14 protein-coding genes and 2 pseudogenes are annotated in these 15,468 nt (G+C 60.8%); 5 read left to right on the top strand and 11 right to left on the bottom strand.

Going from position 1 to position 15,468, the window contains the following annotated elements:
• The 3 genes and pseudogenes from NW835_RS02785 to NW835_RS02775 all read left to right on the top strand — a co-directional run.
• Positions 1-414: pseudogene (locus tag NW835_RS02785) on the top strand (DNA polymerase III subunit delta'); the annotation flags it as partial.
• A 23-nt stretch (positions 415-437) separates the two neighbouring features.
• A complete protein-coding gene (gene plsY, locus NW835_RS02780) occupies positions 438-1,049 on the top strand; it encodes a glycerol-3-phosphate 1-O-acyltransferase PlsY (protein ID WP_414372816.1) in 612 nt (203 codons plus the stop codon).
• Between the two features lie 36 nt (positions 1,050-1,085).
• Positions 1,086-1,430 (top strand): gamma-glutamylcyclotransferase, encoded by a 345-nt coding sequence (locus tag NW835_RS02775; protein ID WP_414372814.1) that lies wholly within the window; start codon positions 1,086-1,088, stop codon positions 1,428-1,430.
• Here the strand turns inward: NW835_RS02775 and NW835_RS02770 are convergent.
• The 10 genes from NW835_RS02770 to NW835_RS02725 all read right to left on the bottom strand — a co-directional run bounded on the left by NW835_RS02770 (position 1,427) and on the right by NW835_RS02725 (position 11,322).
• On the bottom strand, positions 1,427-3,577 hold the full coding sequence (locus NW835_RS02770; RefSeq protein WP_414365630.1) for a cation:proton antiporter: 2,151 nt from the start codon (positions 3,575-3,577) through the stop codon (positions 1,427-1,429). The genes NW835_RS02775 and NW835_RS02770 overlap by 4 nt on opposite strands.
• Positions 3,578-3,809: 232 nt before the next feature.
• Positions 3,810-4,172 (bottom strand): cell division topological specificity factor MinE, encoded by a 363-nt coding sequence (gene minE / locus NW835_RS02765; RefSeq protein WP_414414465.1) that lies wholly within the window; start codon positions 4,170-4,172, stop codon positions 3,810-3,812.
• A gap of 89 nt (positions 4,173-4,261) precedes the next feature.
• The gene (gene minD / locus NW835_RS02760; protein WP_414365632.1) at positions 4,262-5,068 is read right to left on the bottom strand and encodes a septum site-determining protein MinD; all 807 of its coding nucleotides are present in this window, start codon (positions 5,066-5,068) and stop codon (positions 4,262-4,264) included.
• Positions 5,065-5,814, bottom strand: coding sequence for a septum site-determining protein MinC (gene minC, locus NW835_RS02755; RefSeq protein ID WP_414365633.1), 750 nt, complete (start codon positions 5,812-5,814; stop codon positions 5,065-5,067). The genes minD and minC overlap by 4 nt, the downstream gene beginning before the upstream one ends.
• A 155-nt stretch (positions 5,815-5,969) precedes the next feature.
• Positions 5,970-6,476, bottom strand: a complete 507-nt coding sequence (locus NW835_RS02750) for a DNA recombination-mediator protein A (protein WP_414365634.1) — start codon at positions 6,474-6,476, stop codon at positions 5,970-5,972.
• Between the two features lie 107 nt (positions 6,477-6,583).
• Entirely contained in the window at positions 6,584-7,813 is a 1,230-nt protein-coding gene (locus tag NW835_RS02745; protein WP_414414464.1) for a VLRF1 family aeRF1-type release factor, read from the bottom strand.
• A 79-nt stretch (positions 7,814-7,892) separates the two neighbouring features.
• Complete coding sequence (locus NW835_RS02740) at positions 7,893-8,795, bottom strand: transglutaminase family protein (RefSeq protein WP_414414463.1); 903 nt, start codon at positions 8,793-8,795, stop codon at positions 7,893-7,895.
• 434 nt (positions 8,796-9,229) lie between these two features.
• Entirely contained in the window at positions 9,230-9,400 is a 171-nt protein-coding gene (locus NW835_RS02735) for a hypothetical protein (protein WP_414378434.1), read from the bottom strand.
• Positions 9,401-9,508: 108 nt separating this feature from the next.
• Positions 9,509-10,240, bottom strand: coding sequence for a 6-phosphogluconolactonase (pgl, locus tag NW835_RS02730; RefSeq protein WP_414414462.1), 732 nt, complete (start codon positions 10,238-10,240; stop codon positions 9,509-9,511).
• A gap of 74 nt (positions 10,241-10,314) precedes the next feature.
• Positions 10,315-11,322: a phosphoribulokinase gene (locus tag NW835_RS02725; RefSeq protein ID WP_414385953.1), complete on the bottom strand. Its 1,008-nt coding sequence runs from the start codon at positions 11,320-11,322 to the stop codon at positions 10,315-10,317.
• 317 nt (positions 11,323-11,639) lie between these two features.
• Here NW835_RS02725 and NW835_RS02720 point away from each other — a divergent pair, with 317 nt between their 5' ends.
• Positions 11,640-12,530 carry a ferredoxin--NADP(+) reductase gene (locus NW835_RS02720; protein ID WP_414414461.1) on the top strand — a complete coding sequence of 297 codons (891 nt, stop codon included), beginning with the start codon at positions 11,640-11,642 and terminating at the stop codon, positions 12,528-12,530.
• A gap of 143 nt (positions 12,531-12,673) precedes the next feature.
• Entirely contained in the window at positions 12,674-15,295 is a 2,622-nt protein-coding gene (gene leuS, locus NW835_RS02715) for a leucine--tRNA ligase (protein ID WP_414414460.1), read from the top strand.
• Here the strand turns inward: leuS and NW835_RS02710 are convergent.
• Positions 15,292-15,468 (bottom strand): annotated as a pseudogene (locus tag NW835_RS02710) (transposase); the annotation flags it as partial. The gene leuS and the pseudogene NW835_RS02710 sit on opposite strands and share 4 nt — an antisense overlap.

The following is a 15,468-nucleotide window of genomic DNA, read 5'->3' as shown; positions in this document are numbered from 1 at the left end:
AGCCCGGCAGAGGTAGAGCGGGTGTTGGTTAGTTTGAACTGCCCGGAGCTGCCCGGGATCCCTCGCTCTGAGCTGATTGCCCTGGCCCAAGGCAGCCCCGGACGGGCGCTGGAGGCCCACCAGCACCTGCAAAGGATCCCGCCGTCGCTGCTGCAAGACCTTAGACGCTGGCCCCCCTCGCTGCGGCAGGCCCTGGAACTGGCCAGGGCGGTGGCCGCTCTCGACTTGCCGGCGCAACTGTGGCTGATTGACTATCTGCAGCAGCATTTCTGGGCGCAGGGATCCCGCCAGGCCATCTGGCAATTGGAGCAGATTCGTTACCAGCTTTTGCACTTTGTGCAACCGCGCCTTGCTTGGGAGGTCAACCTGGCCGGATTCGACAGCAGTTGTAACCCAAGCCCTGTGGCAAAGTGAGAAAGAGCGTTCAAGACCTGCCTATGCCTGCCTGGCTTTTGGCTTTCCTCGCCGCCCTTGGAGGCTACTTGCTGGGATCCATCCCCACCGGCTACTGGGTGGGACGTTGGTGGGGCGGGATCGACCTCCGCCAAGCGGGCTCCGGCTCGACGGGGGCAACCAACGTGTTGCGGACGCTGGGCAAGGGGCCGGCGCTGCTGGTGCTGCTGGTGGATGCCGCCAAGGGGGCAGCAGCGGTGGCGCTGGGATCGGCTTTGGGATCCCCGTGGTGGGTAGTCGTAGCGGCCCTGGGGGCAGTGGTTGGCCACAGCCGCTCCTGCTGGCTGGGCTTTAGGGGGGGCAAGTCAGTGGCCACCAGCCTGGGGATCCTCTTGGCCATGGCTTGGCCGGTGGCCCTGGCTACCTTTGGCGTCTGGCTGCTGGGGATCGCCCTTACCCGCATTGTCTCCTTCAGCTCGCTGCTGGCGGCGGTGGCGGCGCCGCTGCTGATGTGGGCTCTGGGTCAGCCTCTGCCCTATGGGTTGTTTGCCCTGGTAGGGGGGGTTTATGTCATTGCTGCCCATCGGCGCAACATCGAGCGCCTGCTGGCCGGCTCAGAGCCCCGCCTTGGCCAAAAATTGGCCCAATCCCCCTAATTCTCCCTGTCCCAGAGCACGATGGAACCAACGACCGTGGTTTTTGTCTACGGATCCCTGCTGCGGGGCGGCCAGTACCACAGTCTGCTGCAAGGAGCAGAGTTTTTGGGAACCGACAGCCTCAACCACATCGATCTCTACGATCTCGGCCCCTACCCGATGGCCGTTCCTGGCCGCAACCGGCTCTACGGCGAGCGCTACCGCATTCCCCTGAGCCTGTTGCCCCGCCTAGACGAGCTGGAGGATCACCCGCGGCTGTACAGACGGCAGTGGGTGCAACTGGAGAGTGGCACTTCGGCCTGGGTTTACCTGGGCCGGCCTGAGCAGGTGCAGGGGTGCCCCCTCATCCCCAGTGGCCGCTGGCTGCCCCGACCTTCCTAGAGATCAAAGTGGAGCTTAATGCCCTCAACATACTGAGGCAGTAACTCCGCTGAGGGCAGATCCCATTCTGAGGGATCCGACTCTCTGGCAGAGGGAGCAGCGGCCTCTACAGGGCTGGCAAGCCGCTCTAGGTAGTAAATGCAATCCCCACGTCGCCAGATGCCTGGCTCCGGCAGGTAGAACAGCCGACCAACCTGGGACGACTTACCCTTCTCTCCAAACCAGCCTCCCAGACGCTGCGGGCGCACCAGCAGCAAAGGCAGGCACAGATCCGCCTTAATGCGGTAGGCAAACTGATCCCGCAGCCGCTCCAGAGCGGGATCCTCCAGCCCCATCTGAGCCGAGAAGGGGTTGAGCAGCGTTGAACGCGCTGCCCAGCTCGACTCCTGGGCCGAGGCCACCGCCGATTGGGGGGGCTTCAAGCCCAGATCCGCCAAGGTGGGCAGGGTAATCGAGCGCAGCTCCGCTCGCTTAGCTTCTAGGTAGCCGGCCCAGCGCTGCAGTTGGGAAAAGGGGATTGGCAGGGCGCGGATCCCTTCTGAGATGGGCATCTCCGGCAGCAACACCGTCCAGATGGCAGCAGAAACCGAGAGTTTCACCATCAGCTCGGCAATCGCCCAGTTCATCTGCGGATCCAGCGTTAGGATCAGCAGCGTCTCCGCGTGGTCAATATCGGCCTTCAACAGGGCCGACTCGCTTAGCACCACTTCCTGCAGGGATCCCGGCAGCAGCCGGCCAACTTCCTCTTCAGCTCCACCGGCTCCATTACTCCCAGAGGGATCCCCCAGGGCATAGGCGACCTTGTGGCCGTTGAGCTGGGCTAGGCCAGCAGGCTCGCGCAGACGGGATCCCGACGGCAGCGGCAGCACCTCTACCGCCTGGTTGAGGGAGCTCATCAACTGGGCCAACTGGCTGACGAGGGGATGGTTGCCGACGATCACCGTAGAACTGCCCTGATCCAAGCCCAGCCAACGGGCCACCCAGGCGGCGGTCAGCCCCTGCACAGTCACCGTGACCGAGATGGTCAAAAACACCAGCGCCTTGAGAGCATCCCCCCCAGTAATGCCTCGCTCGGTAAGCAAAATGGCAAACAGAGAAGCCACCGATGCCGCCACAATACCGCGGGGAGCCAGCCAGGCCACAAACAACTTTTGCCGCCAGTTGAGGTCACTGCCCCAGGTACACAGCCACACACTCAGGGGGCGAACCACCAGCATCAGGCAGAGCACCGTGGCCAGCGCTCCCCAGCCCAAAGCAAATACCGCCTTTAGAGAGAGGGTGGACGTGAGCAAGATAAACAACACTGAGATGGCCATCACCACCAACTGGCCATGGAATTGGCGCACGCTCCGCTCGGCAATGGCCGCCTTCTGCCGCACCACCAGGCCCGCCATCACCACCGCCATCAGCCCCGCTTCTGAGCGCAGCGACTGGGCCAGGGTAAACACCCCCAGCGCCCCCGCTAGCACCACCGAGTTGCGCAACTCCTCCGTCAAAAATTGCCGCGACCAGAGCAAAAAGGATCCCATCAGCCAGCCCCCCAGCGCCCCCACCGCCGACCCAATGGCCAAGCGGCTGGACAACTGCTCCAAGGCCATGAGGAAGCTGGGGTGGCCAGAAAGCACCACCTGCAGCACCACCACCGCCAAGATGGCCCCCAGCGGATCGATGAGCACCCCTTCCCCTTCCAGCAGAGTGCTGACGGCGGAATCGACCCGTACCCGCTTCAGGATAGGGTTAATCACCGTCGGCCCCGTCACCACCACCAGGGATCCGAACAAAAAGGCCAGGGGCCAGGGAAACTCCCCCAAATAGTGGGCCGCCAGTGCCCCTCCTCCCAAGGTCAGCAGGGATCCCAGCAACACCAAATTGCGCAAGCTATCGGAGACTTGGTTGAGGCGTTGCAGCCGCAGGTTCAGCCCCCCCTCAAATAGGATCAGGGCCACTGCCAGCGACACCAGCGCCTCCAGACCGGATCCCATGATCTGAGGGCGAACCCAGCCCAAGCCATCTGGCCCCAGCAACACCCCAAACAGCAGCAGGAAAACAATGCTGGGCACTTTGACAAAATTGGCTAGGACTTGAGCCGCGATCCCGGCCACCAAGGCCAGCGTAAACAGGATCGTCAGCTCAAAGGAGTTTTCCATGCCGAGGCTCAACCTCCCTTAGCGCGAACTCCGTCCCGGCGGCTTTGTCTTGGTCAGCATTGGGGTCACAGACAGTTGACATGAACAGGCTGTAAACAACTGCAAGGCACTCCGGGCCGGGACAGACATAGGTGGGAGTCAAGAGAGAGCATCTTGGCGAACGGACGCAGCCCAGGCGAGTGTAACACTCTATGCAACACCTTGAATTACTGCTTCCTGAGTCTAGGGTAGCTCAGAGGGAAGGCGAGCTCAAATGGCCTCCCTCGGATGGGTCAGCTCCGGGATCCTGTTGTGGGTTCTCCCCTTCACAGGAATAAAGGCCGGCCTCCGCCAGGGGCTTAACGCGACGAATGGGGAGGTTGGCGATCAGAGCCGTCGTCCCCCCTTCTGCCGCCAAGTGAAACTGCATCCCCTCCGCATCCAGCTCCACATAGCGAGATACCACCTCTAAGATCTCCAGGCGCATCGCTTCCAAGGCTGCCGGGGTGAGGTCGGCGCGGTCGTGGGCCAAGATCAGTTTCAGGCGCTGCTTGGCTTGCTCGCGGCTGCTGCCAGAGTGGCGGGAAAAAAGCTGATCCAAAAAATCGAGGAGCATGAGCTTCAGGGGTGGCTTGACTTAGTTGTGAACGCGAATGTGGAGGGGGGAAGGCGGCTATACCAATCCAAGTCAGGCAAAGGAGCCATCTAAAACACCTTTTGGTTTAAAAACCGCTTGGCCTTTTCCCAGAAAGACTCGCCCAAGCTAGCCAACTTGGGAAATTCCACCGTTTCTCCTTCTAGTCGTCGAGCAATGCGCTGGATGGCCTGAGCGGCCAGAGTCGGGTTGGCCGAGAGGACTAGAGGTTCCCCTTTGTTGGTGGAGACGATCACCTCCCGGTCTTCTGGAATGATACCCACCAAGGGGATAGCCAGCACCTCCACCACATCTTCCACCGACATCATCTGGCCGGCAGCCACCATATCCGAGCGCAGGCGGTTGACAACAAGCTGGGTCGAGGAGATCCCTGCTGCCTCCAACAAGCCCACCACCCGATCCGCGTCCCGCACCGCCGACACTTCCGGTGTGGTGACCAACAGCGCTTCCGTCGCTCCGGCAACGGCATTGCGAAACCCTTGTTCAATCCCCGCCGGGCAGTCGATCAACACGTAGTCATGGCTGCTGGCGAGCTTCTCCATCAACTGCCGCATCTGATCCGGGTTGACCGCCGTTTTGTTGCGGGTTTGGGTTGCCGGCAACAGTGAGAGATTGGGGGTGCGTTTGTCCTTCACCAACGCTTGTTCAAGGCGACATTCCCCCGCAATTACCTCTAGAGCCGTGTACACCACCCGATTTTCCAACCCCAGCAGCAGATCCAGGTTACGCAGGCCAAAGTCGGCATCCACCACCACCACCGAGCGACCCAAGCGCGCCAAGGCAGTGCCCAGGTTGGCCGTTAGAGTGGTTTTCCCCACTCCCCCCTTCCCAGAGGTTACGACGATAACTCGGCTCATACTCCTCTCCGCAGAAAATCCTGAAGGCTGGCAATGCAGATGACACCCTCCTGCAAGTAAACCACCTCCGGGGTGTTGGGAGGGGATCCTCCTTCCGGCGGGCGGGCCACCTGATCGGCAATGCGCAACTGAGTGGGCTCTAAGTGCAAAGCTAAGATCACAGCGCCTCTATCCCCCTCTGCACCGGCATGCACCAGGCCGCGCAGACGTCCCCAGACCCAGATGTCACCGCCGGCAATGATCTCGCCGCCGGGGTTGAGATCCCCCAGCAGAAAGACCGAGCCACGGTGGCGCACGGACATTCCCGACCGCACTGTGGATCGCAGGTAGAGGGGGGTGGTATCCGGGGGGACAGGGGAAATCACCTCTAAGGGGGAAGATTGTTCCACCGAATAGCCTAGGGTCGCCGCCGCGATCGCCGTCCCTCGGGATCCGGTTTGGACGCGCCACAAGGACAGCCGATGCTGCGACAACAAGACGGCCAGAGTTTGTAGGGTGGGCAAGTCCAGCTCTCGCTCTTGGCACCACAGGGTCAGGGGAGCCACTCCTGCCCAGTAGGGTTTGCGGCTGCGCAATTGCCACACCAAATCGTCCCAGACTTCTTCCCAAGCCAGGGTGGCGGGCAAATGCAGATGGATCCCTTGGGCATCGAATCGAAAATAGACACCCCTTTCGGATCCCCGCGGGTTAGAGGATGAGGTAGGTGAGACTGCAGAAATTTCCAGGTTCCATGCCGGGGATCCCATCATGGCTGCCCAACGATTTGCCTCAAGACAAAGCCTTATCCTATTCCATTCGCCAAACGTCGGGAGTGCGATGCAGTCTATATTGAGCTATCGGGGCTTTCTACACTGCTGCTACCCCCGGGGCAAAAGGTTGAGAGCAGTGAGCTGCAGTCCAGTCAGTCGAAATAGAAGAGTGTAACCAACTTGTGTTGCTCCTCGGCGTGCCTGCAGGCCTCCAAAAGCGTGACGCTGTCGTGAAAGGCAAAACAGATCAACTGCTGGCACTTGCTGATGATCTCTAGGTTGCACAGGCGGCTAGCCTCCGCCAGGGGAAGATGGTCATTTTCGGGGTGCTCCACCAGATGCAGCACCTGCTCCAGGCTGGCCCGCGACTCTGCCGGCTGTCGCTCCAAACTTTGCGGCAAGATCACCGTCAAGGATTTCATATCCGCCCGCATCGCCCCGCGAATCACAGCCAGGTTGGTGCCAATGGCCCCGGAAGTGAGAATGCGGTTGCCAGTGAGGGCCAAAGCGTAGCTGAGGGTCTCGATGAGGTACTGGTGGGTGATGGGCACATGGCGACTGCCCAGGATGGCTATCCGCTTTGGCCCAACTTGCTGAATCGCAGCCAGCTCCTGCAAAAACGTATCAACGCTGGTGGGAAGATCAATAGACTGGGTCAACGGGATCCCTCAGAAAACTTTTCAGAGGTGGGCTAGGCTATGTTAGCCTACACTGCGGCTTTGGGATCCAGCCAGAGAGCTGCTCAACCCGGTTTGGGCGGCCGAGTTTACCAGCGCAGCAGCGCTGCCGCTCCCTGGAACTCCTCGAGGAGGCGAACTTCGGCCTCGCCACGGACAAACTCCAGCTTAGCGCCGAAATCGCGGGCCAGCACCCAGACCTGATCCCGCAGCGCCACCGGTTGGGGCTCTGGGCAGAGGAGCTGGGCCATCTCTGGGGTTCCTCCCACCGAGCCGTCTGGACAGCGCCAGATGGTGGCCTCTAGCCTCCAGGGCAAGACCAGAATTTCCACTCGACCCAGTTGGAGGGCGTCCAGCACCGCGTCCAAGCCCCAAGCGCCGGGCTGCTCCCGAATCCGCTCTAACAAGGCCAGTTCCCCTCGGCGCTCGGCGGCCTCCAGGACGGGCACCACTCGGTCGAGGATGTCTTGCGGCGTCGGTGCGTGGAGGTTGGCGGGGTGCCCCACCCGGGCGACGACGCGGTTGCGCAAGCCGCGGTTGAGGTAGCCCTCAAAGTGAGATACCTGCCAGGCTTCCCCCATGAGCACCAGCCGCTCAATGCCCAGCCGATCCACCGCTTTGTCGAGGGCCTGGGCCAGGCGCTGGTAGAGCTTGTGCATCCAGAGGCTGACCTTGGCCGCCTCCCGCTCCTTGGGGGAGAGTTTGTCGAAGGTGCCGCCGCTGCGGGCCCGACGCTCGGCAACGGCATTTTCGATGCGGCCGGCCAGATCCTGGAGTTCCTGCCACTCGTCGGCGCCGATGTTGGCAAAGATTTCGGTATCCTCCCGCAGTTCTCCCAGAAAGAGCTCGTAGAAGTGCCACCTGGCTCCGGACAGGTGCAACACCCCGGCCCGCTCATATTCATCGAAGGCGAAAATCAAAGGGGTCAAGTACGGCTCACCCCAGCGGGCTTCTACCCGCCCGTGGGCCAGATCCACTACCGGCAGCTCCACCTGCAGGTCAATTCGACGCAGCACTAGCTTGCCATCAGCGTTGCAGCTGGCAAAAAGAACTAAGGTGCGGGCGGAAGGGCGCTCCTGTTCCAGCAGGGCAAGGATTTGCTCGTAGAGAGAAGGATCCCGCTTGCCCTCCCGGAACTCCGGCAGCTCTTTGATAGCGTTCTTGATGCGTCCTACCCAGGCAAGGCGGGCATTTTCGGGACGGGCAGGGTTGATGTCGGCGTATAACGAGAGCACCGGCGTGCTGCTGTCGCCAAAGGCAGCTTGTAAATCCTGGATCAGGGTGTTGAGCTCTTCCATGGTTTGGAAAAGGGACTTCACTACAAGATATCTAAAGCAAGATATCTAAAGTAGGAGATGCAACAGCAGATCTATCAAGGGATCCCACGCAGGATGGAGCTCAGTTGAGCTGGGCTTGAGGAGAAGATCCTGCCTGGATTCGGATAGTGTAGCTCATGTGGCTGTGAACACCCCTGCCCAGCCAATGGCCGTAGATAGGAGCGGCACCTCGGGGGTAGGCACTGGCCGCCAAAGCCACATGGCCATCGGCCACGGCCAGCCCTTGGGTGGGATCGAACCCCCGCCAACCAGCCCCCGGCAGATACACCTCTGCCCAGGCGTGCAGGTGGCGCTCTGCTGGCTCTTTGCTGGCTGTGCCCTGGAGTTCGGGGTTCTCTTGCAACGGCGGGCTGACCTGGTAGCCGCTGACAAATCGTGCCGCCAGACCTACTGCCCGACAGCCCTCCATAAACACCAGCGTCAGGTCACGGCAGGAGCCGGTTTTGCGCTGCCACGTCAAGCCGGCGGGCCAAGGATCCCCCTTCTCCCGCAAGATGTGGCGGCACTCGGAGTAGATGCGTTGGTTGAGCGCCGGCAAAAAGGCCGTCGTCTCCCCCTGCACCTGATCCCAGAGCTCCCAGGCCAGGCTTTGGATGCCGGCATCTGCCGGGGTTGCCAGATAGGGCTGCAGTTGGGCCGCCAGCGTGCTGGGATAGTTGATGGGAAGGTGGGTGGCCCAATCGAAGAGTAGATAGTCAAAGGGGTTGCGCCGCAGGGTGACCACGGTGGACTGGGTTTGGATGCGCAGATGTTCGGTGGGATCCCCAAACCAGAGCTGAACTGCCGCGTTGCCATCCAGATCCACCAGCTCCGATTGGCCTGCCGGCGGCGGATCCACCCGCAGCTCAAAGGCCAAGAGGGTTTGGATCCCGTTGCAACGGGGCCGCAACCGCACAGTGTGGGGCTCCAGTTGCACTGGACGGCTGTAGCGATATTCGATGAGATGGTGAATTTGAACTTGCACAGGCTTGCCCCAGGACGGTCAACAGGTTGTGTCTCAAGTCTCAGTCGCTCGTTTGTGCTACAGTTAGCCGAAATTGGCGAAAAAATCAAACGGCAGTCAAAAAAGTAGGTAGGTCTTTGCCTCGGGCAAGTGTGTAGGGGCGCATTGACAATGCTTGGGGGCTTGCTTGTGGCCTGGGTGTCGGGTCAGCGGCACGGAGGTTTCTAGGATCCCCCGACTTTGCTCAGTGGGAGCGTCAATGGGCAAGCTCTTCTCCTTGTAGAGAGCTAGCTGCAGGTCGGCGGTTGGCCGGGGCGTCGCCTAGGGCCAAGACATCTGAGGGTGCCCTCTGGAAGGCTCTCCTGCTGGAACTCGCTGCTCAAGCGACCAAACTGCTACAGGAGGCTGGGCTAAGCCTTGGCCTGAGGATTTGGCGAGGTGGCGCAGCTTTCCTCTCACTCAAGCTGGACTTGCCCTTTCAGCAAAGCGAGGATTAGTCGGTCAATTGCCTCCAGATCCAATTCGTCGTAGAGCCGCTCCTGGAGGAGGTGGCAGATTTGGGATTCTTGCTGGCGGCTGAGGTAGGTGCTCTGGAGAACCGATTCGACAATGAGGCGGATGGACATGGGGCAGTGCTCTAACCCAACTGCCCCAATGAAATGCGAAACAAGGGGGAGGCAGCGGTGATCTGGGTCAAATGGCCATCCTTAGCCGGCAACCTTGACCTGGGCAGCCTAGCCAAGCAACGCCACGGCGGGCAAGGGCAGTTCAGCTGCCGCCGCTGTATCCAGCAGCCACAGCAGCCGCCCTTGGGGATTGAGGCGCTGGCAGGGCAGGTGGGCCTCCGTTGTCAGCGCCTCCTTGACAATTGCAGCCTTGCCGGCTCCAGTTACCAAAACCACCACCTGCCTGGCCTGGTTGAGAACAGGATAGGTGAGAGTTAGGCGTGGCTCCTCTCCCTTCTGCCCCACGGTTACCCAGCGATGTTGCACCTGCAGGGCGGCTGTGCCGGGGAACAGGGAAGCCGTATGGCCGTCTTCTCCCACTCCCAGCCAGATCAGGTCGAAGGCAGGACATTCGGTGCCGAAAATCTGCTGCAGGGTCGCCTCGTACTCCGCCGCATCTCGCAAGGGATCCCCTGCTTGGGTGGGCATGGGAAAGACCTGAGAGGCGGGAACCCCGACCGTCTCCAGCAGGATCCGCCGTACCATGCCGTAATTGCTCTCAGGGTGATCCGGGGGAACGTAGCGCTCATCCCCCCAGAACAGCCAGGTTTGCTGCCAAGGGATCCCTGGCGTCTGGGTTAAAGCGGCATACAACTTTCGCGGCGTGTTTCCCCCTGCCAGAGCCACCGTAAAGCGACCCCGTTGACGGATAGCCGCCGCGGCCTGCTCTTGCCAGATCTCGACCGCCCGTCGGAAAAAGGCTGTCCCCTCCGGCCAGATTTCCAACTGGAACCCTTGCATGGATCGCCCTCTGTTGCTGCTTGCCCAACTGCCCTAGCCGAGCAGAAGGATCCCCTTCACCCAGAGGCCAAACCCTAGGAAGCAACCGCCAGCTTTTTGGCTTCCGCCTGGATTTTCTCGTAGAGGGCCCGCAGCTTCAGGCCCACGATGACCTGGATGAGTCCAGAGCCATTGCGGGATCCGGGATATTCCGGGTGCTTGCGCAGCAATTCCGTCAGCTCGCCGTAGTAGCGGGTCGACAGATTGCTTAGGTGGTTCTCGATGTAGATGACCTCCTCCAGCTTGTCGAAGGTGCCGTCAATTTCCAACACCGAAACCGGCTGATCGAAGTAGGTGGAGGGGCCGTAGTGCAGGCGGATGCCTGGGTAGGAGCAGGTCAGCTTTTTGCCACAAGGGATCCAGTCAATGGTGGAGCCTTCGTCGAAGAGATAGACATGGTCAAAATACTTCACCCCCTCCCGCTGGATCATGCGCACCCGCAGCACTTTGTGCTCCGGATCCACCTCTGGCAGCAGCTTGGTGGGCAGCACCTCGATGACCACATCGGCATAGCGCTTCTGCACATCGACGTAGGCTTCAAAATCGGGGCGGCGGGCCTCGATGGAGCGCAACACATCTTCATAGGTGTGGCCCCGCTCCGCCATATCCCGCTTCACCTTCCAGGCAATCTTGATCTCCGGCGCCAGATCCAGATAGACCTTGAAGTCCAGCAGCTCCCGCACCCGCTCGTCGTACATGGGGTGAAGGCCCTCCAAGACGATGATGGGGCTGGGATCCACCCGCTCCGGTGGGTCAATGAGCCCCGTCTCGTGGTTGTAGATGGGCTTCATCACGCTCTGGCCATTTTTGAGCGCCTTAGCCTGCTCGTACATGAGGTCGAAGTTGTTGGCGCGGGGATCCAGCGCCGTGATGCCCTTCTCTTTGCGCTGGTAGCGATCCAAGGAGTGGTAGTCGTCCAGACAAATGGTGGTAATGAGATCCCGGCCAAACAAGTCCCCCAACCGCCGCAAGAACGTGGACTTGCCACAGCCAGAATCTCCGGCAACACCGATCATTACAATACGTTCAGGACTGCTTGCCATGGGAACTCCTTGGGGATGGGCAGGGCAAAACTGAGAGGAAGCCTCTAAAAAAGTTACTGTTCTTTATGGCCTTGCATATTACCACAAGACGCTCCCCCACAACCGAGCTTGAGGCCAGAGAGGCGGGCACCGTCAAGGAACAATTTAACAAAGATCGTCTGTCTCCCGGCGACGACTGAGGAGAAGAGAAGTTTCCCGGCCTGGCTTTCTCAGGATCGGCCTGGGGTGTTCCCCTCCGGCAAGTTCCGTTCGGGCAGGCGGGCTGCTAAGGTGTTTGCTAGAGAGTTTTCTCCCATTGCCAGGAGCAGTTCGCCGTTATGGTTGCCAGCGCAGAAAAGCGAGAAGTTGTTGTCAATCTGTACCGTCCCAACGCGCCCCTGATCGGCCAGTGTGTAGAGACCTACTCCCTTGTGGGGGAAGGGGCACCTGGCCTGACCAAGCACATTGTGCTCAGCCTACCGGATCCCAACTACCGCTACCTGGAGGGCCAAAGCGTTGGTATTATTCCTCCTGGCGTAGATGACAAGGGCAACCCCCACAAGCCCCGCCTCTACTCCATTGCCTCCACTCGCTATGGCGACGACGGCGAGGGGCGCACCGTTTCTCTGAGTGTGAAACGGGCCGAATACGTGGATAAGGAGACGGGCCAGCCGGGAGTAGGGGTCTGCTCCGGCTTCCTCACCGATCTCAAACCCGGCGATGAGGTGATGATCACCGGGCCCTCAGGGAAAACCTTTTTGCTGCCGGAAGATGAGAACGCCAACCTGATTTTGATTGCCACCGGCACTGGCATCGCCCCTTTTCGCGCCTTCATCAAGCACCTGTTTGAAGAGGATCCCAACTACCAGGGCAAGATCTGGCTGTTTTTTGGGGTGCCCACCACGTCCACCCTGCTCTACCACGGGGATCTAGAAGCTTGGAAAGCCCAGTATGGGGATCGCTTCCGCGTCGATTACGCCATCAGCCGCGAACAGCAAACCCCCGACGGCAAAAAGATGTACGTGCAAAACCGCATGGCCGAGTACGGCCCCGAACTATGGGAGATGCTGCAGCAGCCCAACACCTACACGTACATCTGTGGCCTCAAGGGAATGGAGGACGGCATCAACAGCGTCATGGCCCCCCTTGCCGAGCAAGCCGGTCAAGACTGGAGCAAGTTCCAGAAGGAGCTGAAGAAGGCCAACAGGTGGCACGAGGAAACCTACTGAGGGGATCCCTTTGGGTTCACTGGTCTCCGGTGCTGCCGCTTAGGAGGGATCCCGTCGGCGCTGGGGATTCGCAAAACATGCCAAAATGCTGGTATCTTAGCCCACCTGAAGCCGAGAGCTGTTCTCCCCAGGAGCCCTAGACTGTGGACGCGCGCTACAATCCTCTGGCCATCGAAAGCAAGTGGCAGGCCCACTGGCGTGAAATCGGGTTGGATCGCACCCCAGAGCTGACGGCGGAAAGCCGCAAGTTCTACGCCCTGTCGATGTTTCCCTACCCCAGTGGCAGCCTGCACATGGGGCATGTGCGCAATTACACCATCACGGATGTCATTGCCCGTCACAAGCGCATGCAGGGGTATGCGGTGCTGCACCCCATGGGGTGGGATGCCTTTGGCTTGCCGGCGGAGAACGCGGCCATTGACCGCGGGATCCCGCCGGCCAAGTGGACCTACCAGAACATCGCCCAGATGCGGGATCAACTGCAGCGGCTGGGGCTTTCCTACGACTGGGAGCGGGAGATCACCACCTGCGCCCCCGACTACTACAAGTGGACGCAGTGGCTGTTTCTGCAGTTTTTCAAAGCGGGCCTGGCCTACCAGAAGGAAGCACCGGTGAACTGGGATCCCGTGGATCAGACCGTCTTGGCCAACGAGCAAGTGGACGCCGAGGGGCGCTCCTGGAGATCGGGGGCTCTGGTGGAAAAGCGCCTCCTCAAGCAGTGGTTTCTCAAGATCACGGCCTACGCCGACCAACTGCTGGCCGACTTGGAACAGCTCTCCGGCTGGCCAGAGCGGGTGCGTACCATGCAGGAGAACTGGATTGGCCAGTCGGTGGGGGCTAGGGTTGTCTTCAAAACCGAAACAGGGGAGGAGCTGCCGGTGTTTACCACCCGGCCTGACACCCTTTGGGGAGCCACCTTCATGGTGCTGGCGCCGGAGCATCCTTTGGTGGAGAAGCTCACCACCCCTGAGCAACAGGCTGCCGTCAAGGCCTACCAGGCCGAGGCTGCTGCCCGCAGCGAGATGGAGCGCAGTGCCGAAGATCGGGAAAAAACGGGCGTCTGGACAGGATCCTACGCCATCAACCCCGTCAACCAAGAGCGGATTCCCATCTGGATTGCCGACTACGTGTTGATGGGCTATGGTACGGGGGCCATCATGGCTGTGCCTGCCCACGACCAGCGGGACTTTGAGTTTGCCCGCAAGTTTGGCCTACCCATCAAGCTGGTGGTGCAACCGCCCCAGGGTGAGGTGGAAAGTGCCGAAGATCTGCAGGCGGCCTGGACAGGGGAGGGGGTGTTGATGAACTCCGGCCCCTTGAACGGGATCCCGGTGGGCAAAGGCCCAGGGCAGAGCGTAGAAAGAGCCATCGCCTGGCTGGAGGAGCAGGGGCTGGGAGAACGACAGGTCAACTACCGCCTGCGCGACTGGCTCATCTCGCGGCAGCGCTACTGGGGTTGCCCCATCCCCGTGATCCACTGCCCCCACTGTGGCACTGTGGCAGTCCCAGAGGAGGATCTGCCGGTGCTGTTGCCGGAGGATGTGGAGCTGACGGGGCGAGGGGGGTCTCCCTTGGCCCAGCGGGAGGACTGGGTGAAGGTAAAGTGCCCCACCTGCGGCGCCGAGGCCCGCCGCGAGACCGACACCATGGACACCTTCATCTGCTCCTCGTGGTATTTCCTGCGCTTTAGTGATCCCCGCAACGAGCGCGAGATCTTCCGCAAGGATTTGGTCAACGCCTGGCTACCGGTGGATCAATACGTGGGCGGCATCGAGCACGCCATTTTGCACCTGCTTTACTCCCGCTTTTTCACCAAGGTGCTACGGGATCTGGGGCTGTTGAATTTTGACGAGCCCTTCTCCCGCCTCCTGACGCAGGGAATGGTGCAGGGGCGCACCTACTACAACCCCAACAAGTCCGGCAAGGATCGCTGGATCCCAGCGGCTCTGGTCAAGGATCCCAACGACCCGCGGGATCCAGAGACCGGCGAGCCTCTGGAAGTTATCTACGCCACCATGTCCAAATCCAAGGGCAACGGCGTGGATCCAGAGGAGGTGCTGGCCCACTACGGAGCCGACACAGCCCGCATGTTTATCCTCTTCAAGGCGCCGCCGGAAAAGGACCTGGAATGGGACGATGCCGACGTGGAAGGGCAGTTTCGCTTTCTCAACCGCGTCTGGCGGCAGGTGTACGACTTTGTCGTTCGCGCTAGCGGGACGGAGTCCTTGCAAGGCAAAGCCGCCGAGCTGCTGCAGGCCAAGGTTGAGGCGGGATCCCTGACCAAAGCGGAAAGGGATCTGCGCCGCGCCGTCCACACGGCCATCAAGGAAGTCAGTGAGGATCTGGAGGAGTACCAGTTCAACACGGCCATTGCCGAGCTGATGAAGCTGAGCAATGCCCTGGCCGAGGCGGGGATCCCAGACTCGCCAGTCTATGCAGAAGGGATCCGCACCCTGATCCTGCTCTTGGCTCCCTTTGCCCCCCACATAGCTGAGGAGCTTTGGCAGGCAGTGGGCGGTACAGACTCGGTGCATCGCCAGTCATGGCCCAGCTACGACCCGGCGGCGCTGGTGGCCGACACGGTAACCATTGTGGTGCAGGTCAACGGCAAGCTGCGCGGCTCCTTTGAAGCCCCTGCCGATGTCACGCCCCAGGAACAGGAGCGGCTGGCTCTGCAGTCGGAGGCGGCCCAAAGGTATCTGCAAGGGGTGACTCCGAAGAAGGTCGTCGTGGTGCCGAAGAAGCTGGTTAACCTGGTTGTCTAACCCTCTTGACTCTGGATGTACTGTTTCACTGTTTCTAGGGGTGCACCGCCACAGGATTTAGAATCGTGCCAGAGCTTTGCTTTTCCCCAGTACGCCTTAGCTCTCCAAACTGTTGCCTTAGTATTCGACTTGATGCTGACTTGAGAAAAGAAACGAGGTTAGATAGGTTGTTA

It is taken from the genome of Synechococcus sp. OH2, assembly GCF_047462155.1.
In the GTDB taxonomy this organism is placed as follows: Bacteria; Cyanobacteriota; Cyanobacteriia; order Thermostichales; family Thermostichaceae; genus Thermostichus.
This window is presented reverse-complemented; position numbering and strand designations above follow the sequence as displayed.